At 64.6% G+C, this 22,778-nt stretch carries 14 protein-coding genes and 1 tRNA gene; 10 read left to right on the forward strand and 5 right to left on the reverse strand.

Annotation, left to right across the window (positions count from 1 at the left end; all coding sequences use genetic code 11):
• Nucleotides 1-161: 161 nt before the first annotated feature.
• On the forward strand, nucleotides 162-3,653 hold the full coding sequence (mfd, locus tag GVL61_RS01735) for a transcription-repair coupling factor (protein WP_159976251.1): 3,492 nt from the start codon (nucleotides 162-164) through the stop codon (nucleotides 3,651-3,653).
• 164 nt (nucleotides 3,654-3,817) lie between these two features.
• Here the strand turns inward: mfd and GVL61_RS01740 are convergent, their stop codons facing one another.
• A complete protein-coding gene (locus GVL61_RS01740) occupies nucleotides 3,818-5,200 on the reverse strand; it encodes an EAL domain-containing protein (protein ID WP_235037494.1) in 1,383 nt (460 codons plus the stop codon).
• 98 nt (nucleotides 5,201-5,298) lie between these two features.
• Between GVL61_RS01740 and GVL61_RS01745 the strand changes: the two genes are divergently transcribed.
• Both GVL61_RS01745 and GVL61_RS01750 read left to right on the forward strand, forming a co-directional pair.
• On the forward strand, nucleotides 5,299-6,072 hold the full coding sequence (locus tag GVL61_RS01745; protein WP_159976640.1) for an NAD kinase: 774 nt from the start codon (nucleotides 5,299-5,301) through the stop codon (nucleotides 6,070-6,072).
• Nucleotides 6,073-6,213: 141 nt separating this feature from the next.
• A tRNA-Asn gene (locus GVL61_RS01750) sits at nucleotides 6,214-6,288 on the forward strand.
• A gap of 409 nt (nucleotides 6,289-6,697) precedes the next feature.
• Here GVL61_RS01750 and GVL61_RS01755 read toward each other — a convergent pair.
• Nucleotides 6,698-7,582: a LysR family transcriptional regulator gene (locus GVL61_RS01755; protein ID WP_159976254.1), complete on the reverse strand. Its 885-nt coding sequence runs from the start codon at nucleotides 7,580-7,582 to the stop codon at nucleotides 6,698-6,700.
• Nucleotides 7,583-7,734: 152 nt separating this feature from the next.
• Here GVL61_RS01755 and bla point away from each other — a divergent pair, with 152 nt between their 5' ends.
• The 5 genes from bla to GVL61_RS01780 all read left to right on the forward strand — a co-directional run bounded on the left by bla (nucleotide 7,735) and on the right by GVL61_RS01780 (nucleotide 15,135).
• A complete protein-coding gene (gene bla, locus GVL61_RS01760) occupies nucleotides 7,735-8,652 on the forward strand; it encodes a class A beta-lactamase (protein WP_159976257.1) in 918 nt (305 codons plus the stop codon).
• A gap of 261 nt (nucleotides 8,653-8,913) precedes the next feature.
• Nucleotides 8,914-11,076 (forward strand): M3 family metallopeptidase, encoded by a 2,163-nt coding sequence (locus GVL61_RS01765; RefSeq protein ID WP_159976259.1) that lies wholly within the window; start codon nucleotides 8,914-8,916, stop codon nucleotides 11,074-11,076.
• 198 nt (nucleotides 11,077-11,274) lie between these two features.
• Nucleotides 11,275-12,612 carry an anti-phage deoxyguanosine triphosphatase gene (locus GVL61_RS01770; protein ID WP_159976262.1) on the forward strand — a complete coding sequence of 446 codons (1,338 nt, stop codon included), beginning with the start codon at nucleotides 11,275-11,277 and terminating at the stop codon, nucleotides 12,610-12,612.
• A 67-nt stretch (nucleotides 12,613-12,679) separates the two neighbouring features.
• Nucleotides 12,680-14,515: a sodium:proton antiporter gene (locus GVL61_RS01775; RefSeq protein ID WP_159976265.1), complete on the forward strand. Its 1,836-nt coding sequence runs from the start codon at nucleotides 12,680-12,682 to the stop codon at nucleotides 14,513-14,515.
• A complete protein-coding gene (locus GVL61_RS01780; RefSeq protein WP_159976268.1) occupies nucleotides 14,512-15,135 on the forward strand; it encodes an OmpA family protein in 624 nt (207 codons plus the stop codon). The genes GVL61_RS01775 and GVL61_RS01780 overlap by 4 nt, the downstream gene beginning before the upstream one ends.
• A gap of 115 nt (nucleotides 15,136-15,250) precedes the next feature.
• Here GVL61_RS01780 and GVL61_RS01785 read toward each other — a convergent pair whose 3' ends face one another.
• From GVL61_RS01785 to GVL61_RS01795, 3 genes are all read right to left on the reverse strand, one after another.
• A complete protein-coding gene (locus GVL61_RS01785; protein WP_159976271.1) occupies nucleotides 15,251-16,723 on the reverse strand; it encodes an indolepyruvate oxidoreductase subunit beta family protein in 1,473 nt (490 codons plus the stop codon).
• A gap of 67 nt (nucleotides 16,724-16,790) precedes the next feature.
• Nucleotides 16,791-18,935, reverse strand: a complete 2,145-nt coding sequence (locus GVL61_RS01790; RefSeq protein ID WP_159976274.1) for an indolepyruvate ferredoxin oxidoreductase subunit alpha — start codon at nucleotides 18,933-18,935, stop codon at nucleotides 16,791-16,793.
• A gap of 6 nt (nucleotides 18,936-18,941) precedes the next feature.
• Nucleotides 18,942-19,718: a cyclase family protein gene (locus tag GVL61_RS01795; RefSeq protein WP_159976277.1), complete on the reverse strand. Its 777-nt coding sequence runs from the start codon at nucleotides 19,716-19,718 to the stop codon at nucleotides 18,942-18,944.
• A gap of 103 nt (nucleotides 19,719-19,821) precedes the next feature.
• Between GVL61_RS01795 and GVL61_RS01800 the strand changes: the two genes are divergently transcribed.
• On the forward strand, nucleotides 19,822-20,286 hold the full coding sequence (locus tag GVL61_RS01800) for a MarR family winged helix-turn-helix transcriptional regulator (RefSeq protein WP_159976280.1): 465 nt from the start codon (nucleotides 19,822-19,824) through the stop codon (nucleotides 20,284-20,286).
• Nucleotides 20,287-20,373: 87 nt separating this feature from the next.
• On the forward strand, nucleotides 20,374-22,680 hold the full coding sequence (locus GVL61_RS01805) for a bifunctional salicylyl-CoA 5-hydroxylase/oxidoreductase (RefSeq protein WP_159976283.1): 2,307 nt from the start codon (nucleotides 20,374-20,376) through the stop codon (nucleotides 22,678-22,680).
• The last annotated feature ends 98 nt before the right edge of the window (nucleotides 22,681-22,778 follow it).

A 22,778-nucleotide genomic window follows, 5' to 3' on the forward strand; every position in this document is an offset into this window, starting at 1 on the left:
AAGGCAGCGATGACGAGACAAGGGCGGATCAATTTCAGGATGCACCGTTGCAAGCTGCAATCCCCAACGCAACTCGCAACATGACCAACCGCAGTGACATGTCGGCGCCTCAATATGATTGTATTTCCCGCCGGTGCCGCATATCCCGCCACGCATCCCGCATGACTGATTTTTCCCGCATCCTCTCCGCCACGACGCCGCTGACGCTGGCTTCGGTGACGCGTGGCTCCCAGCCGCTGGTCATGGCCGACCTCGCCCGCGCTGCCGACAGCGCCAAAAACAGCGGGCGCGCCGTCTTCGTCGCCGACAACGAGGCAGCGATGCGCGCTGTCGCCGAGGCGGCGCAGTTCTTCGCGCCCGAACTCGACGTCATCGAGTTTCCGGCGTGGGACTGCCTGCCCTACGACCGCGCCAGCCCGGCGCTTTCGGTCAGCGCGCGGCGCCTTGCCGCGCTGCACCGGCTGCAACTGAAACGCAGCGGCCCGCAGCTTCTCGTCACCACGACGAACGCCCTGCTCCAGCGCGTGCTCACCCCGTTCCGCATTCGCGAATCGGTGCGGCTGCTGAAGCCCGGCATGGAAGTGGGCCACGAAAGCCTGATCGCGCTGCTGCGCCGTCAGGGCTACCAGCGCACCGACACCGCGATCGACGCAGGCGAATTCGCCGTGCGTGGCTCGATCTTCGACATCGTGCCCTCAGGTCTCGAAGGCGGCCTGCGCCTCGACTTCTTCGGCGACGAGCTGGAAACGCTGCGCCTGTTCGACACCGGCACCCAGCGCTCCACCGGCACCGTGCCCGATCACCTGCTGCTGCCGGCGAGCGAAGCGCTGCTGGACGACGACACCGTCAAACGCTTCCGCAGCCGCTACCGCGAGATGTTCGGCGCCAACGCCACCGCCGATCCGCTATATCAGGCGGTCAGCGACGGGCGCCGCCTTGCCGGCATGGAACACTGGCTGCCCCTGTTCGAGGACCGGCTGGTCACCCTATTCGACCATCTGGCCGACGACGACCTTGTCATCATCGACAGCCCGGCCCTCGGCGCGGTCGACGAGCGTTTCACCGATATCGCCGACTATCACCGGGCGCGCACCGAAACCTCGGGACAGAAGGCCGGTTCCTACCGCCCGCTGCGGATCGATTCGCTCTACCTGAACCGCGAAGAATTCGACTTCGCCGTCACCGCGCTGCCGGTTCACCGCGCCGATCCTTTCGCCCAGCCCGAATCCGCCAAGGTCATCGACTTCGGCTTCGGCAACGCCCGCGATTTCACGCCCGAACGCGCGCGCGGCGACAATGCCTACGAAGCCGCCGCCAAACATCTTCAGGCCGTTGCCAAGTCGGGCCGCAAGGCGATCCTCGCCGCCTACTCCACTGGCAGCCGCGCCCGCCTCGCCTCGATCTTGGGTGAGGGACAGGGCCCCGAACCGCGTCTTGCCGATACCTGGCAGGAAGCGCTGGGCCTTGCCGTTCAGGGCCGCTCCGCCGCGCTGGTGCTGCCGCTCGAAACCGGGTTCTCGAACCAGTCGGTCGAGGTCATCACCGAGCAGGATATCCTTGGCGACCGCCTTGTCCGCCGCAAGAAGCGCAAGAAGGACTCCGACGCCTTCCTCGCTGAACTGGCGGCGCTGACGCCCGGCGACCTGATCGTCCACATGGACCACGGCATCGGCCGTTACGAGGGCCTGCAGTCGATCCCGGTCGGCAAGTCCCCGCACGACTGCGTGATGCTGACTTACTCGGGCGGCGACAAGCTCTACATCCCGGTCGAGAACCTCGACGTCCTCTCGCGATACGGCAGCGAAAGCGAAGGCGCCGTGCTCGACAAGCTGGGCGGCGAGGCATGGCAGAAACGCCGCGCCAAGCTGAAGGAACGCATCCGCGAGATCGCCGGCGAGCTGATGAAGACCGCCGCCGAGCGCGCCCTGCGCGTCGCCCCGGCACTCGTGGCCGAGGAATCCAGCTTCAACCAGTTCATCGACCGCTTCCCCTGGCAGGAAACCGAAGACCAGGAAGCCGCCATCGGCGACACGCTGGAAGACCTTGCCAGCGGCAAGCCGATGGACCGCCTCGTCTGCGGGGACGTCGGTTTCGGCAAGACCGAGGTGGCACTGCGTGCCGCCTTCGTGGCTGCCATGGCCGGCCAGCAGGTCGCCGTCGTGGCGCCGACCACCCTGCTCGCCCGCCAGCACTATTCCGGGTTCGCAGACCGCTTCGCCGGCTTCCCGCTCAACGTCGGCCGCCTCTCGCGCCTCGTCCCCGAAAAGGAGGCCAAGGCCACCCGCGACGGGCTTTCCGACGGCACGATGGACGTCGTTTGCGGCACCCATGCGATCCTGTCCAAGACGGTGAACTTCAAGCGCCTCGGCCTCGTCATCGTCGACGAGGAACAGCGCTTCGGCGTCAACCACAAGGAAAAGCTGAAACAGCTGCGCGCCGACGTCCACGTCCTGACGCTTACCGCCACGCCGATCCCGCGCACGCTGCAGATGGCGATGTCGGGCCTGCGCGAACTTTCCACCATCCAGACCCCGCCGGTCGACCGCCTCGCGGTGCGCACCTATGTGATGGAATGGGACGAAATGGTGATGCGCGAGGCTTTGCTGCGCGAACACCACCGCGGCGGACAGAGCTTCATCGTCGTCCCCCGCATCGCCGACATGGCCGAAGTCGAGGACTGGCTGAGCAAGAACGTCCCCGAAGTGAAGGTCATCTCCGCGCACGGCCAGATGTCAGCGGGCGACGTGGAAGAACGCATGAGCGCCTTCTACGAGGGCAAGTACGAGGTGCTGCTCTCCACCACGATCGTGGAATCAGGGATCGACATTCCGCGCGCCAACACCATCATCATCCACCGCGCCGACCGCTTCGGCCTGGCCCAGCTCTACCAGCTGCGCGGCCGCGTCGGGCGTTCGAAACTGCGCGCCTATGCCTACCTGACCACGCCGCCCGGCCAGGCCTTGAGCGAAGTTTCAGAGAAGCGCCTCAAAGTGCTGGGCGACCTCGATTCGCTGGGCGCAGGCTTCCAGCTGGCCAGCCACGATCTCGACATTCGCGGTGCCGGTAATCTCCTTGGCGACGAACAGTCGGGCCACATCCGCGAAGTCGGTTTCGAACTATACCAGTCGATGTTGGAAGACGCGATCCTTGCCGCCCGCGCCGGCGGCGTCGGGCTGGAGAAGGACACCAGCGGTCTGTCTCCGCAGATCACGGTCGAAGCCCCGATCATGATCCCGGAGGAATACGTCCCCGACCTCGCGGTGCGCATGGCGCTCTACCGCCGCCTCAACGACGCGGATTCGCGCGCCGAGATCGAATCGCTCTCAGCCGAGATGATCGACCGCTTCGGTCCTCTGCCGCAGCCGACGGCAAACCTCGTCCAGCTCATCCAGATCAAGCGGCAGGCCATTGAGGCGCACATCGCCAAGATCGACGTCGGCCCGCGCGGCACGCTGGTCAGCTTCCACAACGACAGCTTCCCCAACCCGGAAGGCCTCATCGCCTACGCGGACAGGCTGCAGGGCGCCATCAAGCTGCGCCCGGACAACAAGCTGGTTCTGCAGCGCGCGTGGGGCGATCCCAAGAGCAGGTTGAACGGATTGCTGCAACTGACCAAGGGTCTCAGCGCGGTTGCGCGCAAGGGACAAGAGTAGGAGCAGGGGAGCATAGCCCCCCTGCACCCCCATTAATGTCGTCGTTGTTCGTGCAGCGGCGCTGTGCGCTCCTTGCTGCCGCAGGCTTTATGTCTCCCGGCTCGAAGTGGGCGCGGAAACGTATCTACGCGCGTGACCTCGACATTCCCGGGGGTGCAGGGGGGCTATGCTCCCCTGCTTGCTTCCTTAGCTTCTTCCGCCCGCGCCAGTTTGTCGAACATAGCCGCACTCATCGGCTGCGCCCGCAGGAACCCCTGAAAATAAGCGCACCCCTCGCGCGCCGCGACAACGCGCTGGCCTTCTTCCTCGATCCCCTCGGCGATCACCTGAAGGTCCAGCGCCCGCGCCATCGCCACGATCGCGCGCAGCACCGCCACGTCGCGGCGGTCTGTGGTGATCCCGTCGATCATCGAGCGGTCGAGCTTCAGGTAATGGATCGGCAGGACCTTGAGATAGCGGAAGTTGCAGAACCCCGCTCCGAAGTCGTCCAGCGCGATGCGAATGCCCTGCGCGGAAAACTCCGCCATCGTTTGCGCGGCCAGCGTGATGTCACCAATCAACGTCTGTTCGGTCACTTCCAGCGTCAGGCGGCGCGGCGGGAACCCGCTTTCGCGCACAAGGTCGAGCATCTGGCGGGTGTAGCTGCCGAACGCCAGGTCCGCCGCCGTCACGTTGATAGAGAGACGCAGGTTCCCCGGCCATTCCTTGGCCGCCCACATGGCCTTGTGGGCGATATGACGTGACAAGGGGCCGACATAATCCGCCCGTTCGGCAATGGCGAACAGCGCACCGGCTCCGATGCGGCCCAGCTGCGGGTGGTTCCACCGCGCGAGGGCTTCCGCGCCGGTGAGGCTGTCGTCTGTCAAATCGAACTGGGGCTGGAACAGCACCTCGATCTCGTCATTGTCGATGGCGATAAGGAGGTCGGCTTCCAATTGCTGGGCCGAACGGCCCGGCGGCGTAACTTCGCCGTCCGCCCACGCCAGGCGCGACCCATGCTGTTCATGCGCGTCGCCCAGCGCATGACCGAGACGGTCGAGCATCGATTCAACGCTTTCGCCGGTCAGCGCCCGGATCAGCGCCACGCGTGGGGACAGGCGCAGAATGCCGGTGGAGATCGGGATAGGCCGCGCGATCATGTCGGCAAGCTGGTCGGCGACAAGCTGCCAGCGTTCGCGGCTACAGGCTTCGTTGGCGACAAGGAGGAAGCTGCCGCCCCCGGCGCGGGCGAGCAGCCAGGGTCCGTCGAGTTCCTCTTCGGCGAAATGGCCGATGCGCGCAGCGACTTCTTCCAGCGCGCCGTCACCAGCGGCAGCGCCGTAAGCCATGTTGATCGCATCAAGGCGGCGCAGGCTGAGCAACATGGCGTGGACGTGCGCCATGTGCGGCATAAGCACAGGATCTTGGCGCCAGGCGGCGACGCGGTCATGCACCGCCTCTATTCCCGGAATGCCGGTAAGGCGGTCCGTGATCCCTTTGGCGGCTATCCCTTTGGCAGCTATGCTCTTGGGACCTTTGTGAACCTGATCGTCTCGTTTTACGCCCATCGAGCCGCCATAACCCAAAGGCCTTGCAAAACCTTTCAAAATTCGACAGCCCCGGTCCCGGAATTGGACGCAATCGTACGCCGGAGATACAAGTGAGCATGGATGCGAAACTGGCGCTGATCGTGTCGGACAGCGCCAAGGCGCAGGCCGGCGCCGCGGCGCTCCGCGAATCGCACGCCTGGGTATCTCCCGAGGAGGCCGACGTGCTGGTCGTACTGGGGGGTGACGGTTTCCTGTTGCATGTCCTGCACGAGATGCTCGACAGTTATCCGATCAAGCCGGTCTACGGCATGAATCTGGGCACAGTGGGCTTCCTGATGAACGGCCCGCACGACGACGTGCCGATCGCCCGCCGCGTAGCAGAGGCGCATGGAGTCCCCGTCCGCCCCCTTATCATGCACGCCACCGGGCGAGATGGGCGCGAATACAGCTATTACGCGATCAACGAAGTCTCGCTGCTGCGCGAGACGCGCCAGACCGCGAAAGTCGAAATCCGCATCAATGGCCGTGTGCGCATGGAGGAACTGGCGGGGGACGGCATTCTCGTTGCGACCCCGGTGGGCTCGACGGCCTACAACCTGTCCGCCAACGGCCCGATTCTGCCCCTGGGCTCGCGCATGCTGGCGATGACCCCACTGAGCCCCTTCCGCCCACGCCGCTGGAAAGGCGCGATCCTGCCCGAGAGCGCGGAGGTGGAATTCCACATCCGCGAACCCGGCAAGCGCCCCGTCGCCGCCGTCGCCGACCAAAAGGAAGTGCGCGACGTCGCCACAGTGCGCATCGTCGCCTCGGCGGAGAAGGAACTGACGCTGCTGTTCGACCCCGGCTTCACACTGGAAGAACGCATATTTGCCGAGCAATTTCAGGTCTAACCCGCAGGTTTGCGTGGGTCTTGAAAAATTGATCAAAAATTCTGCCTCGACGAGCAAATTTCTGACCCTTCGGGGTTGCCAATCTTTCTGGCGCTGTTATAGGCGCACCCCTGCCCAGCGGTGGTGACATTGCCGGGCCGCTCCCTGATAGCTCAGCGGTAGAGCATTCGACTGTTAATCGAATGGCCGTAGGTTCGAATCCTACTCAGGGAGCCAATTTTTCCAAATAGACCGGCATTATCAATCCCTTCGGGGTGTGATCTGTCTCACCTTGAAAACCGGTGAGTCATTCGGTCCTTCGCGGCAACTTTGATCGCGAGACCGCCGGCACTGGCGCTCACCGACATTTTCCAAACCAATAGTCTGGCCATCGCTCAGCCTTCTCGATATTTTTGCGAAGACTTTCTCGCTGCCGCGCGGAGCATGAACGAACGCGCACTTTTATTACGCGCAGCTGCCAAGCAGAATAATTTTCATACCATGCTCGCGGGATACCATGGGGAATCGGCGTGACTATCAGCCGGCTGTGTCCCTTGGGTCGTAATTACGATGCCAGGAAACTGGCCCGAGGCTTACCTTCGCAAAGCTCGGGCACTTTCACCAGCATGGCCGAGCCAAGATGCGCTCACCCGCATCCGCCGCCCTCACCAGTCGCATCCAGCAGCCATTCCGAGAATGCCGACATCGCAGCCGAAACCGGGCGCGAGGACAGGCGGGTAAGCCAATAACCGCCCCGGTCCACTACGACATCGAAGGGATTGACGAGTTGTCCGTTTGAACGTTCCCGCTCGAACATCGCCAATGGCAGCAGCGCGGCGCCCATGCCCCGGATCGCAGCCATAGCCATCAGGTGCGAGGCATCGAATATCGGGCCATTGGCGGGTACGCCAGTTACTCCTGCAGCGGCGAACCAGGCGGGCCAGTCCTGCAGGCGATAGGAGCGTAGCAGCGGCAAGCGCCCGAAATCGCCGAGGCGCGAGAGGCGGCTGGCGATTGCCGGACTGCACATCGGCGTCATTGGCGCGGGCATCAGCAGTTGCGCGCTGACCCCGTGCCAGCCGCCGTCGCCGAAGCGGATCGCCAGATCGAGGCTCTCGGCCCACAAATCGACGGTGTTGTTGTTGGTCAGCAGGCGCACGTCGATGCCCGGGTGCAGCGCCTGAAATTCCGGCAGCCGCTCCATCAGGAAGCTCAGCGCGAAAGTGCCGACCACGCCTACGGTCAGGACCTCGCGCGCGCCTGCGCCGCTGACGACAGCAAGCGCGCCGCTGACCCGCGCCAGCGCATCAGTCACCACCGGGGCCAGCAAGGCGCCCTCGTCGCTCAGTACCAGTCCACGGGTGGTTCGGCGGAACAGCGCTTTTCCAATATGGATTTCCAGCATCTTCACCTGCTGGCTGACGGCGGCCTGCGTTACACACAGTTCGTCTGCCGCGCGGGTAAAATTGAGGTGCCGGGCGGCGGCTTCAAATGCGCGCAACGTGTTGAGCGAGAGCGCTTTGATATCCATACTCGCTCCAAGAATATCTAGGGACACACCTCAGAAACCATCGTTTGCCCGATCGGTCAAGCAAAGGCCAGAATGCCCCGCATCACACCTGACATCACAGGGAAACGGGAGGTTTTTCAATGCTGGATCGACGAAGTGCGCTGGCAGGGGCCATGGCTGTACTGATGACTGCCTGCGCACGGCACGAATCAACCACCATCGCAAAAACCGATATCGACAAAGACGCGGTCGACGCCCTGCGGGCCATCGAGGCACGGGCCGGCGGGCGTCTGGGAGCCTATATACTGGACCCGGCGCGCGGTAGCGGTGTCGGCTGGCGCGAAAACGAACGCTTCGCCCATTGCAGCTCGTTCAAGATGTCGCTGGCGGCGATGGTACTGGCCGGGGCAGAGCGAGGCGAAATCGACCTCGACGAAGTCCTGCGCTGGTCGGCTCAGGACCTGCTGTCGCACAGCCCGGTCACCTCCGGCGCGGTGGACGGCGGCCTCCCGGTGAAAGCACTTGCCCATGCCACGCTGGTGACGAGCGACAATACCGCGGCCAACGTGCTGCTGCGCCGGTTCGGCGGCCCGGTGCAGCTGACACACTTCTGGCGTTCGCTGGGCGATACGGTCAGCCGGCTCGACCGCTACGAGCCGGAACTCAACCAGATACCGGCCGGATCCGAATTCGATACGACTACCCCGGCGGCAATGGCTGCGACCGTAGCCCGTCTGCTGCTTGGCGACCGGCTGTCGCCGCAAGGGCGCGGGACCCTGAAAAGCTGGATGATCGAGGTGGAGACCGGCAGCGACCGCCTTCGCTCAGGCTTCCCGGCTGACTGGATTTCGGGAGACAAGACCGGAACCGGCATCAGTAAAGGGCAGCAGACTTACGTCGACCTGGCCTTCGGCGGACCGGCGAAGGCCACGCCGCTCATCGTCGCCTGCTATCTTCAGACCGCGCGCGATACCAAGGGCATGGACCCGCTCGCCCTTGCCGCCATGGCCGAGGTCGGGCGCCTGTCCGCCGCAGGGCTTGGCACGACGCCCCGGGACGCCCTTCGCACATCCTCCCGCCAGTTGTTGTAACTCGGCCGGAGGCAGCCGCAGACCGGCGCGCCGAAATTTGATTGCGCGCCGGGCCGGATTCGCGGGTGATCGGCCAACGGCTGCCTGCAGATTGCGCAACCGTTCTCCCCGGCGCCGACTTGTTCTTGCAAGTGCCCGTTTTCTCGGCTTGAAACCTGCACATTGACCACCCCGGCGCCCGGCCGGTCGCAGGGCACGTTGCCACTTTCAGGCACCGCGCCATGCCGTTGCACGGGTAGCCGAAGGCAGGAGAGACGTTACATGAAGACCCGGCTCATGGCCGCCGCCGCCCCCCTCGTTCTCGGTGCCGGCCTGCTTGGAGGATTTCCGATGACGGCACTTGCCAAGGAAAAGACGGCTGCGGCTACCCCGGCCTACACCGGCCCGTTCGCCCAGCCGAGCACCCTGCCCTTCCAAGCGCCGAACTTCCCCGCCTACAAGGACAGCGACTGGCAGCCCGCAATCGAGGCCGGCATCGCTGCCAAGCGCGCCGAGATCAAGGCCATCGCCGCAAACAAGGCCAAGCCCACTTTCGAGAACACGATCGTCGCGAAAGAACGGACCGGGCAATTGCTCAGCCGGGCCTACAACACCTTCGGCCAGCTCACTTCGGCCAACACCAACGATACGCTCGACGCCGTCGATACTGCGGTCAGCCCGCAAATTTCCACACTCAACGATGACATCTATCTCGACCCGGCGCTGTTCGCCCGCGTCAAGGCCGTACACGACAGCGCCGCCGGAAAGGCGCTGACGGGCGAAGACGCCATGCTGCTGGCGACCACGTACGACGAATTCGTCCATCGCGGCGCGCTGCTCACGCCTGCGCAGAAGACCGAGCTTAAGGCCATGAACCTTGAGATCGCCAAGCTCGAAACCGCGTTCTCTCAAAAGTTGACCGCAGCCACCGCAGCCAAGGCCCCTGTGTTCGACACGGAGGCACAGCTTGCGGGCCTCTCCCCTGCCGAGATCGCCGCCGCCGCAAAGCTCGCGGCTGAAAAGGGCAAGCCGGGCAAGTTCATGCTGGCGCTGGGGAACACCACCCAGCAGGCCGCGCTCACCAGCCTGACCAACCGCGCCAGCCGCAAGGCCCTGTGGGAAGCCAGCATCAACCGCACCTCGGGCGGCGACCAGTACGACACCACAGGCATGGTCACGCAGATGGCCACGCTGCGCGCGAAGAAGGCGAAGCTGATGGGCAAGCCCGACTTCGCGACGTACCAGATGTATGACCGCATGGTGAAGACGCCGGCCAAGGCGATGGAGTTCATGAACGGCTTCGTTCCCGCCCTGCGCGCCACGCAGGACCGTGAGGCCGGAATGCTTGAGGCCGCTGCCAAGGCGGAAGGCCAGAACATCAAACTGGAGGCGTGGGACTGGTCCTACTACGCGGAGAAGGTCCGCAAGGCGAAGTACGACCTCGACGAGAGCCAGATCAAGCCGTACTTCGACGTCTGGCGCACGCTGGAGGACGGCGTGTTCTACGCCGCCAACCAGACGTATGGCCTGACCTTCAAGCGCCGCACCGATCTGCCCGTCTACCATCCGACAATGCGCGCCTACGAAGTGCTCGACGCCGATGGTAGCGAACTCGCAATCTTCTACTTCGACCCCTTCGCCCGGTCGAACAAGAAGGGCGGCGCCTGGATGAACAACTTTGTCGAGCAGTCCTACCTGCGCGGTGAAAAGCCGGTCATCTCGAACACTCTGAACATCGCCCCGCCCGCGGAGGGCCAGCCCGCGCTTGCCAGCTTCGACGATGTGGAGACGATGTTCCACGAATTCGGCCATGCGCTGCACGGCTTCTTCGCCAGTCAGAAGTATCCCTCGCTGTCGGGCACCAACACCGCGCGCGACTTCGTGGAATTCCCCAGCCAGTTCAACGAGAACTTCGCTACCCTGCCCGCCGTGCTGAACCACTACGCCAAGCACTACCAGACCGGCGCCACGATCCCGGCCGAACTGGTCGCCAAGATCAAGGCGGCGAAAACCTTCAACCAGGGCCTCGGGCTTGGCGAAACGCTGGAAGCGGCGATGCTCGATATCGAGTGGCACAAGCTCTCCCCCGAGGAGGCGGCGCAGCCGCCGATGGCGTTCGAAGCCAAGGCACTGGCCGCCACGGGCCTTTCCACGGATCTCATCCCGCCGCGCTACAAGACGCCGTACTTCCGCCATATCTGGGACAACGGCTACGCCTCCGGGTACTACTCGTACATCTGGACCGAGATGCTGGCCCATGACGGCTGGGATTGGGTGGAAAAGAACGGCGGCATGACCCGCGCCAACGGCGACCACATCCGCAAGTCGTTCCTGGGCCAGGGCCACACCAAGGACTTCGCGCAGTTGTTCCGCGATTTCACCGGCCATGATCCGGAAGTCGAACCGATGCTGGAAGCACGCGGGCTCGCACCCGAGACAAAGTAAGGACGTAGGGAATGCGGCGGCCTGTCAGGCCCGCCGCATCCCAGACGTTCCACTCACAAGAAGACAAACCCCGTTGCCCTCACACGAGGACGGCGGGGTTTTGTGTTCAACCCATTCGCAAGATCATGCCGGTATATCCACGGCAAGCACCCTTGCCCTGCGCCCCGCCAGCTGGAATAGTCGGTGCATGGTGAATGCATGAGTTGGCACGCGCGCCGCGAGAACTGGAATCCCCAGGCGGAAGATGCCCGCGAAGACGGCGACATCGACTATGCCCGCGTCATCCACTCCGCCTCGTTCCGCCGCCTCCAGGGCAAGACCCAGATCCTCAATCTGGGCGACAGCGATTTCTACCGCACTCGCCTGACCCACTCGCTCGAAGTCGCGCAGATCGCCGGTGGACTGGCACGGCAACTGGCCAAGTCCTTTCCCGACCACGCCGCCGCCCCGCTCCTGCCCGATCGCAGCCTGATCCACGCGATCGGCTGCACCCACGACTTCGGCCACCCGCCGTTCGGCCACGGCGGCGAAGTGGCGCTCAACTATTGCATGCGAAACGACGGCGGGTTCGAGGGCAACGGCCAGACCCTGCGCATCCTCGCCCGGCTGGAGACTTTCTCTGCCAATGCGGGCGCCAACCTGTGCCGCCGTACCCTTCTGGGCGTGCTCAAGTATCCCGCGCCCTGGTCCGCCGCCCGAAACGCGGACATCGCGCCCCGGCTGCTGGACGGCCCCTCGACTATCCGCGTGCTCGATCCCCGCGCCTGCAAGCCGCCCAAGTGCCACTTCGACAGCGAGCAGGACGTGGTTGACTGGATACTCGCCCCGCTCTCCCCCGCTGAACGCGCCAAATTCCAGACGCTTGAGACGGTGCCCGGCAAGCACGCGCGCACGCTGCACAAGTCGCTAGACTGCACGATCATGGACGTCGCCGACGACATCGCTTACGGCGTCCATGATCTTGAGGACGCCATCGCCCTGGGTCTAGTCACCAAGGACACCTTCACCGCCGCAATTGAGGGGCGATGCGCCTCGTTCCTCGACGCGCTCAAGGAAAAGTACCCCGGCGAGAGCGAGAACGACGTCTTCTCGCACATGGTCGAGAGACTGTTCGGCGGCGCCAACAGCCGCAAGCGCTTCGTCAGTCGCCTCGTCCACCATTTCCTGACCGGCGCACATTACGTAGAGAAGAAGGGCTTTCGCGAACCGCTGCTGCGCTGGCGCGTGGCGCTCTCCGGCCCGCGCCGCGATTTTCTCGATGTGCTGAAGGGCTTTGTCGTGCGCGAAGTCATCGAAAGCCCCGAAGTCCAGCAACTGGAATTCAAGGGGCAGGCGATGGTCGTCGCCGTTTTCGAGGCGCTAGCGGCCGACCCTAAGCGCCTGCTCCCGCGCGATGAGCGAGACCGTCTCGATGCCGCCGACGGCGACCTGCGGGTGATCTGCGATTACGTCGCCGCGATGACCGACACGCACCTGCTACGCACCTATGAGCGCCTGTTCAGCCCGCGCATGGGCTCGGTATTCGACCGGCTCTGACGATCCACCTGTAGAAAGGTCGCCGCCGCAGGTTACCTTTCGCGGGATTGTTGGTTAAGCCCTTCATATGGAGCAACAAGCCCTCGTCTTCGCGCTGATCGGCATTCTCGGGATCGGCGCGCAGTGGATCGCATGGCGTACCGGCTGGCCCGCCATCGCCCTCATGCTGGCCGCCGGTGTGATCGCCGGGCCCATCACGGGTCTCGTCATACCCGAGCACACCTTCGGCAACCTGCTGGAACCGATGGTTTCCGTGGCGGTGGCGCTGATCCTGTTCGAGGGCGGCCTCAGCCTCAATTTCCGCGAATTGCGCAAGACCGATGGGGCCGTTGCGCGATTAATGCTGATCGGCATCCCGCTCGGATGGGTGCTCGGCGCGATCGCTTGCTATTACGTGGCCGGGCTGGTCTGGCCGGTGGCGATCCTCTTCGCCGGCATTCTCGTGGTGACCGGTCCCACGGTCGTCATCCCCCTGCTGCGCCAAAGCAATGTCGCCCCCAGGCCGCGAGCGATCCTCAAGTGGGAAGCGATCGTCAACGATCCCTTCGGCGCCCTCTGCGCGGTCGTTACCTATGAATACCTGCGCCGTTCAGGCGAAGGCGGCACCCTGATAGCGGTACTGGCCTCGTTGCTGGCCGCCGCCGCGGTGGCCGGACTGATCGGCTACCTTGTCGCCAAGGCCATCGCCTGGGCCTTTCCGCGCGGACATGTGCCGGAATACCTCAAGGCCCCGGTGCTGCTGGTCGCGGTTATCAGCACGTTTGTGCTGTCGAACCTGATCCAGCAGGAAACCGGCCTTCTGGCCGTGACCGTGATGGGCATCGCCATCGCCAACATGCGGCTCGATTCCCTGCGCGATATCCATCCGTTCAAGGAGAACATCACCGTTCTCCTGATTTCGGGCGTCTTCGTGCTGCTGTCGGCTTCGCTCAACCTCGATGTGCTTCGCCAGTTCGAATGGCGCTTCATCGCCTTCCTGCTCGCGCTGCTGTTCCTGGTCCGCCCGGCGACCGTTCTGGTGAGCCTCGCATTCAGCAAGATTCCGTGGAAAGAGCGCCTGCTGATCGCCTGGATCGCGCCGCGCGGCGTCGTTGCAGTCGCCGTTTCAGGTCTTTTTGCGCTTCGGCTCGACCAACTTGGCTACGGCGACGGCTCGATTCTGGTGACGCTGTCGTTCTCGGTAGTGATCGCCACGATCATCGCTCACGGCTTCAGCATCCGCTACGTGGCCCGCTGGCTGGGCGTAACCGGGGCGCCACAGAAAGGGCTGCTGATCGTCGGCAGCACCTCGTGGAGCCTGTCTCTCGCCCGGCAGCTAAGTCAACTCGACCTGCCCGTAATGATCGCGGACAACAGCTGGCAGCGCCTTTCCGGCGCGCGCCAGGCCGGTATCTCCACCTATCACGGCGAAATCCTGGCCGAGGCAACGGAAGAACGGCTCGACCTCACCCAGTTCCAGGTTCTCGTCGCGACGACCGAAAACGAGGCCTACAACGCCCTCGTCTGCAGCGAGTTCGCGCCCGACATCGGCCGCGATTCGGTTTACCAGTTGGGCGGTATGGGCGACGACGAGGACCATCGCAGCCTGCCCGAGGCGCTGCGCGGCCGCGCCATGTTCGGCTCCGGTCACGGCGTCACCGAGATCATGGAGCGCGAGGCGGCGGGCTGGACCTTCCGCAAGACCCGCATCAGCGACCAGTTCGATTTCGCCGATGCGCAGGCCGCGCTTTCGAACGAAGCGGACATGCTGTTCGTGTTGCGCAAGGACGGCAAGATCCGCTTCTTTACCCACGCCTCGCGCCCGGCACCGCAGCCGGGCGACGTGGTCGTTTCCTATGGCCCGTCCCGCCACGGCGAGCCCGACACTCCCCGCCAATCCCCGCAGAAGGAGGCGAATGCATGAGACGTCTGCCCGCAATTCCCTCCGCTCTGGTGCCTGCCGCGCTCGTCGCAGCGCCGCTGCTGCTGGCTGGCTGCCAACCCGGCCAACCCACGAGCGGCGAAGCGTCCGAAGCAGCCTCCACCGATGCGCAGGGCAGCGTCATGGCAGAGCCGGAAGCCGACGATACCATCGTCAAGAAATCGATCATCCGCGCCGAGGTGGACGCCGGCACGGTCGAGGCGCCGCTGCTGGGGCCTATCCAACTGGTGATCCCCTACCCGGCCAAGGGCGCCAGGCCGGACGCGGCAGGCACCGCGCTGATCGACGGATTGATGACAAGGCCGACTTTCCTGACCGGCGGCCCGATCACGATCTGGGGCCACAGCGATTCACGCGGTTCCGATGCGGAAAATCTCGCCGCCTCGCGCCGCCGCGCTGAAGCTGCGCGTGACTATCTCGAAAGCAAGGGCGTGGCGAAAAGCCGGATCACCGTGATCGCGCTGGGCGAAAGCCGCCCCATCGCGCCTAACCGCAAGCTCGATGGCAGCGACGATCTGGAAGGCCGGACAAAGAACCGGCGGGTGGAGATCAAGGTCGATATTCCGCCCCCGCCTGCCGCGGAACCACAGGCGTCGAACTGAAATCTCTCCATACTTCAGATGATTGGGTGCAGCCATATCTTCGGCACCGACGGCAACCCCCGCCGTCCCCGCAATGGCAGGAGCGACAAGGCTTTTTATCTCGGCAGCCCAATAGTCAGCTGGCGAGCGCCTCGACGAACGCGACCGATTTGTCATCCGCCAGAGCAAGATCGCGCAGACGGCGTATTTCACTCGCACCGCGCGGGGCACGGCGGTGTTCGGCAACGATGCGCTCATAATTCGCAAGGCCCCGCTCGAAAGTGTCGCCGTAACCCTTGATCAGGCGCTGGCACTTGACCAGCTCCAGCGCGACGGCAAGGTCGCAGGGGGCCTCGCTGCGGACCAGTTCGAGCCACTGCTCGATGCGCTCCTGCTCCTCGATGTAGCGCAGCGAACGCGGGCGCATCCCGCGCATCTTCGCCAGCGCGCGTAGTGCCAGGAACCAGCGCAGGCCGGTCGTCTCGACGTGGCGGCCTTGCGTGAAGAAGCGCCCCAGCAGGTCCGTCATGCGCTTGCTACCGAGTATCCTGCGGCCGATCCCGGCGGGCAGCGTCTCGCACACTTCCTGCAGGCGCGGGTGCATGAATTCCGTAATCGAAAGGATCTGGTCATCCTGCGCCTTCACCTCGCCGCGCACACGGGCGATGCGGCTGCCGCGCGTTTTTAGATCGGCGACCCGGATGGTGTCCTCATAGCCCATCCACAGCGCGAGGTGGCGCGCGGCCTCGGCCGTCATCTCGAACGGCGCGGCGTCGAGCGCGGCAACGGTTGCCAGACGGTCGAGGTAAAGCGCGGCGTAGTCGCCGTCCTGATAGTCCATCAGCTTGGCGACGCCGTGCAGCGCGTTGACATGCGCGGGGACCGGCAGCTCGGCAGTGATGCGCGCAGCCAGTTCGCGGCCTCGGACCGTGGTGGGAACCGGAACTTCGTGGACGTCCTCGACCGGCGTGGCGACCGGGGCTTGCGCCAGGTCGAAACCTTCCTGGAAGCCCTTGAGGTTGCTTTTTACCGCGATGCCGCTGTGTTCGATGGCCTTGCGGAACGTCTCGGTCGGAAACGGCAGCGCGCCGCTGCCCGCCAGTGCGCCGAACATGATCGCGCTGATGACGCTGCCTGAGCGCTCGGTCGCCGCTTCCATGTCGAAACCGACGAAGCGTTTGGAGCGCTGGTGTGCGGCCTCGATGATCTTCTCGCCGTTACCGCGCCCGTCGCCCATCGCCTGCTTTTCCCCGATGGCGTAGATGCGGTGAGTCGAGCCGATCAGCGTGGTGCGCTGGGCAGTTGAGAATCCGCGTAGCAGCGCACGGCCCGTCTCCATCAGTTCCGAGGCGACCACCACGTCGACATCGCCCGGCATCGGCATCTGCGCCATGACCGGCAGGCGGCCCGAACCGTCAGGCTTCGCAAGTTCGACGTAATAGACGGTCGAGCCGGTGCGCTGCGCGACGCCGGGAACCGAAGTGCCCTGTGCCATCCAGCCCTCGGCGCGGGCGACTTCCTGGATCCAGTCGGCCAGCACGCCGCCGCCCTGTCCGCCCAGGGCGAGGATGGCGATGGTGAGGCGGTTCTGGTTGGGAGCGGTGGTCATGGTAATGTCTCGCATCAGGAGATTTGTTTTTTCGTCGTCCCATATCAAGTCTGGGACGACGTCATTTTCAGAACGCGCGTGCCATACGCTCACGCTCGGCGCCTGCCTGCCAGCGCGCGATGATCGCGCCGCTGATCTTTGCCTTGAACCTCTCGAACCTGCCCGGATTGGCGACGATATGCGCGCGGTAGAAACTGGGGCACAGCACGGCCGCATGGCTGACCTCTCCGCACAGGCCGCAGCCCACGCAGGAGTTTTCGACATGCGCCACCGGGTCCTGCCGCAGCGGATCGGGATTGGGCTTGATCGTCAGCGAAGGGCAGCCCGACAGGCGGATGCAGCTATGGTCGCCGGTGCAGGTATCGCTGTCGACACCGAAGCGTTCGCGCACCACGCGCTTGCCGGCCTTCAGCGCGGCGGCCTTCACCTTCTTGTCGCGGCGCTGCAGGTTGAGCATGCATTCGGACTGCGCGACGATGACCTTCGGCCCCTTTTCAGGAGTGGTCAGTGCCTCGCGCAGCATGTCGCGCATCTTGGGTATGTCGTAGGTCCGCGTCGTCTCGCGGACCCATTTCGCACCGACGCCGCGCACGGCCTTGGTGATGAGGTTACGGGTCACGCGGTTCTTGTTGTCCGCGCGGGAGGAGAGGATATCCTGGCCGCCGGTCGCGGCGGAATAGCCGTTGTCGATGATGATGGTGACGCCGTCGTCCTTGTTGAACACCGCGTTGCCGATGCCGGACGTCAGGCCGTTATGCCAGAAACCGCCGTCGCCCATGATGGCGATGGAGCGCTTGGAGCCTTCCCCTTCCTTGGGCTTGAACGCCGATGCGCCCGCCGCGCCGAGCCCGTAGCCCATCGTCGTATTGCCGATGTTGAAGGGCGGCAGGATCGAGAACAGGTGGCAGCCGATGTCCGCCGAAACGTGCGTCGGACCCAGCTCGCGCTCGACCAGCTTCATCGCGGTGAAGATCGGACGTTCGGGGCAGCCGGTGCAGAAACCGGCGGGGCGCTGCGGGATTTCCTTGGCGACCGGAGCCGGCAGCGGGTTCGCCGCTTCCAGTTCGGGCGCCAGCGCCGGCGCATGGTCGGCGAGGAACTTGGCAAGACCCTTGCGGATCACCTCCGCGGTATACTCGCCCGAACGCGGCATGGTGTCCTTGCCGACGATCCGGGTGTCGAGCCCTGCGCGGCGGACCAGCGTGTTCAGTTCATGCTCGATGAACTCCGGCTGGCCTTCCTCGAGGATGAGGACGGCGCTCTTGTTCCGGCAGAAGTCCGCGACTTCCTCGGGGATCACCGGGTAGGCCACGTTCATGCAGTAGATCGGCAGCTTGCTTTCGCCATAGGCGTCGGCCAGCCCGATCAGTTCCATCGCGCGGTTGACGTTGTTGTAAAGGCCGCCCTGAACGATCAGGCCAATGCCTTCGCCGGTCTCTTCCGGGCCGAACCACTCGTTCAGCTTGTTGTCGCGGACATAGGCGATGCCTGCGGGCCAGCGCTTCTCGATCTTCTCGACTTCGTGGAGAAAGTTCGCCGGCGGCAGCACGATGCGGTCGGTATCGCGCACCGGATGGGCAGCGGCCTCGCCCACGGTCAGCGGCGGGCGCACGTTGTCCTTGGCCACGAACGAGCCGGTCATGTGGCACGAGCGCACGCGTAGCTGCAGCATGACCGGGGTGTTCGAGGCTTCGGAAAGCCGGAACGCCTGCTCTACCGAATCGACGATGCTGGGCAGGTTCGGACGCGGATCGATCAGCCACATCTGCGACTTCATCGCGAAGGCGTGGGTGCGCTCCTGCATGATCGAGGAACCCTCGCCGTAGTCTTCGCCCACGATGATGAGCGCGCCGCCGGTGACGCCGCCCGAGGCGACGTTCGACAGCGCATCCGATGCCACGTTGGTGCCCACCACCGACTTCCACGCGACGGCGCCGCGCAGGGGGTAGTTGACCGAAGCCGCCAGCATCGCCGCCGCCGTCGCTTCCGAGGCGCTGGCCTCGAAATGGACGCCGAGGCTTTCCAGCAGGTCGTTGGCGTCGGCGAAGACGTCCATCAGGTGGCTGATCGGCGAGCCCTGATAGCCGCCGACATAAGCGACGCCGGACTGCAACAGCGCCTTGGTAACCGCCAGGATGCCCTCGCCGGTGAAGGTCTCGCCCTCACCCGCGGTCAGCTTGGTGACTTCCTTCTTGAAGGAACGCTCCGCCATCGGTTTTTACTCCGAGACGAGCGCGAGGACGCGCAGCGGACTGCCCGAACCGCCCAGGATCTTGAGCGGAGCAGCGATCACCACCGCGCCGGTCGCGGGCAGTTTGTCCAGGTTTTCAAGGCACTGGAGGCCATACTTGCCTGCAGCGTGAAGAAGCGTGTGCGCCGGATACATCGGGTCGAGCAGGAATGCCTGTCCCGCGTCGGTGCCGATCGTCTCGACGCCGAAGCCCAGCACGTCGCGCTCCTCGACGATGTAGCGGATCGCGCAGGCGTCGGGGCCGGGCGTATGCGCACCGTCCTCGCGGCGGTTGGTATAGCCATCGACGTCGCGCTTCGACCAGTCGGTACGGAACAGCACCCAGGCGCCGGCGGGGATGGCGCCGTGCACTTCTTCCCAGGCCTTGATGTGTTCGGCCTTGAGCAGGAAATCGGCATCGGCAGCGCATTCGGCGGAAAAATCCAGGACGACGGCAGGCGCGACCAGCTTCTGCGCAGGCACCAGATCGACAGTGTTGTCGGCCAGGTCCTTCCCCGAAACCCAGTGCACCGGTGCATCGAAATGCGTGCCGGTATGCTCACCCACGGTGAAGTTGTTCCAGTGCCAGGCAACGCCGCGCTCGTCATAGCGCGAGATTTCCTCGCGCGAGAATGCGGCGGTCTGGCCGAAAGGCTCGGGCAGCACCAGCAGCGGGGTGTCTTCGGAAAGAGTCTGGGTAAGGTCGACAACGGTGATGTTACCGGCGACGAGTGCCTGTGCGAAGGTAGCAAGAACGTCTGTCATGGACTTGGGCTCCTTTTCGGACCATTACGCGAAGACTATCCGATTAAGTTGCATATGCAACTAAAATGTCATGGAATGGCGGGAGACCCGTCTGGAGCTTGGGATGAGCGAGGATTTGCGCCCTTTTGGTAACCCCGGGTCGGAAGATTTCCGCCTCGATGCCTACCCCTTCTACCTGCTCAACCGGGCAGCGAGCCGGTACAACGTGGCGATCGAGTCGGAGCTGCGCGGCATCGGGATCGACATCCCGACATGGCGCGTTCTGATGATCCTGGGCGAGCACGCCCCGCTCGCCATTGGTCAGGTCGCCAAGTCGGCGGTCATCAACCTCTCGACAATGATGCGTATCGTCGAGCGCATGTCCAAGGCTGGCCTCGTGGCCACTGCCCCGAGCGATACCGACGGCCGCGTGACCGAGATCGCCCTGACGGAAGAGGGGCGTGAGAAGCTGGCGGCAGCACGTCTGGTGACGGCGCCTTTGTATGAGAAGATCATCCGCGGCTTCTCAGCGACGGATTTCACGCGAATGCTGGATATGCTCAGCCGCCTCCACGACAACCTGGACTGATTGAACTTCCTCCCCGGCTTGGGGAGGATTAAACTTGCACGTGCAACCATATTAGTTTAGGCCTGAAGCATTCTTAGGAGGGCTTCCATGCGCATTGCCTGTCTCGGCGGCGGACCTGCCGGTATCTACTTCGCGATCTCGATGAAGCTGCGCGACCCGGCTCACGAAATTCATGTCTTCGAGCGCAACCGCTCCGGCGACACGTTCGGCTGGGGTGTGGTGTTCTCAGACCAGACGCTGGCAAACCTGGAAGTCAACGATCCCGTCAGCGCAGCAACCATCACCGACAGCTTCGCCCACTGGGACGACATCGACGTGAGCGTGGGCGAAAACACCGTCACCTCCTCTGGCCATGGTTTTATCGGCATCGGCCGCAAGCACCTACTGCAGATCCTGCAGTCCCGCGCGGCCGAACTGGGCGTGGTAATGCACTTCGAGACGCAATTCAGTGACGACCTTTCAGCCTATTCCGACTTCGACCTGATCGTGGCGGCCGATGGCATCAATTCGATGGTCCGCACCGCGAATGCTGAAAAATTCGATGTCGACATCGACACCAAGCGCAACAAGTTCTCGTGGCTGGGCACCACCAAGCTGTTCGACGCCTTCGCCTTCATCTTCGAGAAGACCGACCACGGCTGGATCTGGGCGCATGCCTACCGCTTCGACGCCACGCACTCGACCTTCATCGTCGAATGCTCGCCCGAGACGTGGGAAGGTCTTGGCCTCGACAAGATGGAGCAGGCCGATTCGATCGCGTTCTGCGAGAAGATCTTCGCCCGCCACCTGGATGGCCATCCGCTCATCACCAACGCAACGCACCTGCGCGGTTCAGCTGCATGGATCAACTTCCGCCGCGTGATCTGCCGCCAGTGGTCGTTCGACAACGTAGTGCTGCTGGGCGACGCTGCGCATACCGCGCACTTCTCGATCGGTTCGGGCACCAAGCTGGCGCTCGAAGATGCGATCAAGCTGGCGCAGGTTCTCGACCGTCCCGGCATCACCGGACGCGAGGAACTGGCCGGTGCGCTTGCCGAATATCAAGCGGAACGGCACGTCGAGGTCCTCAAAATTCAGAACTCTGCGCGCAACTCCACAGAATGGTTCGAGACTCTCGACCGATACCTCGGTTTCGACCTGCCGCAGTTCGCCTACTCGCTGATGACCCGCTCGCAGCGCGTCAGCCACGAAAACCTGCGCCTGCGCGACCCCGCCTGGCTGGCAGGACTGGAGCGTTGGTTCTGGAGCGGCAACGAGGGGCGTAACACCCCGGTGCAGCCGATGTTCACGCCGTATACCCTGCGCGGGCTGACAGTACCCAACCGCGTGGTCATGCCGCCGATGCTGACGTATAGCGCTGACACGGGCGGCTATGCGACGGACTTCCATTCGGTTCACTACGGCGCCCGCGCGCTGGGCGGGGCTGGCCTCGTCGTCACCGAACTGCTGGCCGTCGGCCCTGAAGGGCGCGCCACCCCCGCCTGCCCCGGCCTTTGGCATGACGGTCAGGTCGAGCGCTGGTCCGCCTTCAACGAGTTCGCCCACCAGCACTCGGCCGCGAAGACCTGCGCGCAGATCGGTCACTCCGGCGCGCGCGCGGCCTGCAAGGTTCCGGGCGAAGACATCGCCTACGATGTGTCGCTGGATGCGCCCTGGCCCACCGTCTCGGCCAGCGCGCAGCCATGGCGCAAGGGCGGCACGGTACCCAAGGCACTCGACGCCCGCAAGATGGACATGATCGTCCAGCAGTTCGTCGCCGCTGCCCTGCGCGCCGACAAAGCCGGTTTCGACATGCTCGAAGTGCAGGCCGGCCACGGCAACCTGCTCTCCAGCTTCATCACCCCGGTCATGAACGCCCGCGACGACGAGTTCGGCGGCACCCTCCACAACCGGATGCGTTTCCCGCTGCGCGTCATCGCAGCCGTGCGCGCCGCATGGCCCGAAGGCAAGCCGCTGGCCGTGCGCATCTCCGCCAACGACTGGGTCGGGGAAGCCGGCGTCACGCCCGGCGAGGCGGTCGAGATCGCGCGGGCATTGCGCGAAGCGGGCGTCGATATCGTCGACGTGTCTGCCGGCGAGACCGCGCCCGAGGGGCGCCCCGTTTACGGCCGCATGTTCCAGACCCCCTTCGCCGACCAGATTCGCAATGAGGCGCAGGTACCAACCATCGCCGTCGGCAACATTGCCGACGCCGATCAGGTCAACTCCATCCTGACCGCCGGGCGTGCCGATCTCGTCGCGCTGGGCCGCACACACCTGTTCGACCCGGTGTGGACGCTGCGCGCCGCCGCCTCCGCCGGATATGAGGAACAGCCGGTGCCGGCGCCTTATCGCACGGGCCAGGCGATGGCCCTGCGCGCCGCGTACCAGAAGGCGGAAGGGGCCCGGACCTGAAACCCGGGAAAACCTTCCTCGACCAGTTTCGTCGTCATCGTACAGTTTCCAGCCCTGTGCGAAGGTGGCGGATCGGTCGCGGTATGGTCCGCTAAATG

Source organism: Novosphingobium sp. 18050 (assembly GCF_902706195.1).
Taxonomy (GTDB): Bacteria; Pseudomonadota; Alphaproteobacteria; order Sphingomonadales; family Sphingomonadaceae; genus Novosphingobium.

Excerpts from the sequence above, each read along its gene's own strand:
- bla (WP_159976257.1), top strand. The coding sequence starts at position 7,735 with ATGGCTGTACTGATGACTGCCTGCGCACGGCACGAATCAACCACCATC.
- GVL61_RS01785 (WP_159976271.1), bottom strand. The coding sequence starts at position 16,723 with ATGACCACCGCTCCCAACCAGAACCGCCTCACCATCGCCATCCTCGCC.
- GVL61_RS01790 (WP_159976274.1), bottom strand. The coding sequence starts at position 18,935 with ATGGCGGAGCGTTCCTTCAAGAAGGAAGTCACCAAGCTGACCGCGGGT.
- GVL61_RS01795 (WP_159976277.1), bottom strand. The coding sequence starts at position 19,718 with ATGACAGACGTTCTTGCTACCTTCGCACAGGCACTCGTCGCCGGTAAC.
- GVL61_RS01805 (WP_159976283.1), top strand. The coding sequence starts at position 20,374 with ATGCGCATTGCCTGTCTCGGCGGCGGACCTGCCGGTATCTACTTCGCG.
- mfd (WP_159976251.1), top strand. The coding sequence starts at position 162 with ATGACTGATTTTTCCCGCATCCTCTCCGCCACGACGCCGCTGACGCTG.
- GVL61_RS01765 (WP_159976259.1), top strand. The coding sequence starts at position 8,914 with ATGAAGACCCGGCTCATGGCCGCCGCCGCCCCCCTCGTTCTCGGTGCC.
- GVL61_RS01775 (WP_159976265.1), top strand. The coding sequence starts at position 12,680 with ATGGAGCAACAAGCCCTCGTCTTCGCGCTGATCGGCATTCTCGGGATC.
- GVL61_RS01780 (WP_159976268.1), top strand. The coding sequence starts at position 14,512 with ATGAGACGTCTGCCCGCAATTCCCTCCGCTCTGGTGCCTGCCGCGCTC.
- GVL61_RS01740 (WP_235037494.1), bottom strand. The coding sequence starts at position 5,200 with ATGGGCGTAAAACGAGACGATCAGGTTCACAAAGGTCCCAAGAGCATA.
- GVL61_RS01745 (WP_159976640.1), top strand. The coding sequence starts at position 5,299 with ATGGATGCGAAACTGGCGCTGATCGTGTCGGACAGCGCCAAGGCGCAG.
- GVL61_RS01800 (WP_159976280.1), top strand. The coding sequence starts at position 19,822 with ATGAGCGAGGATTTGCGCCCTTTTGGTAACCCCGGGTCGGAAGATTTC.
- GVL61_RS01755 (WP_159976254.1), bottom strand. The coding sequence starts at position 7,582 with ATGGATATCAAAGCGCTCTCGCTCAACACGTTGCGCGCATTTGAAGCC.
- GVL61_RS01770 (WP_159976262.1), top strand. The coding sequence starts at position 11,275 with ATGAGTTGGCACGCGCGCCGCGAGAACTGGAATCCCCAGGCGGAAGAT.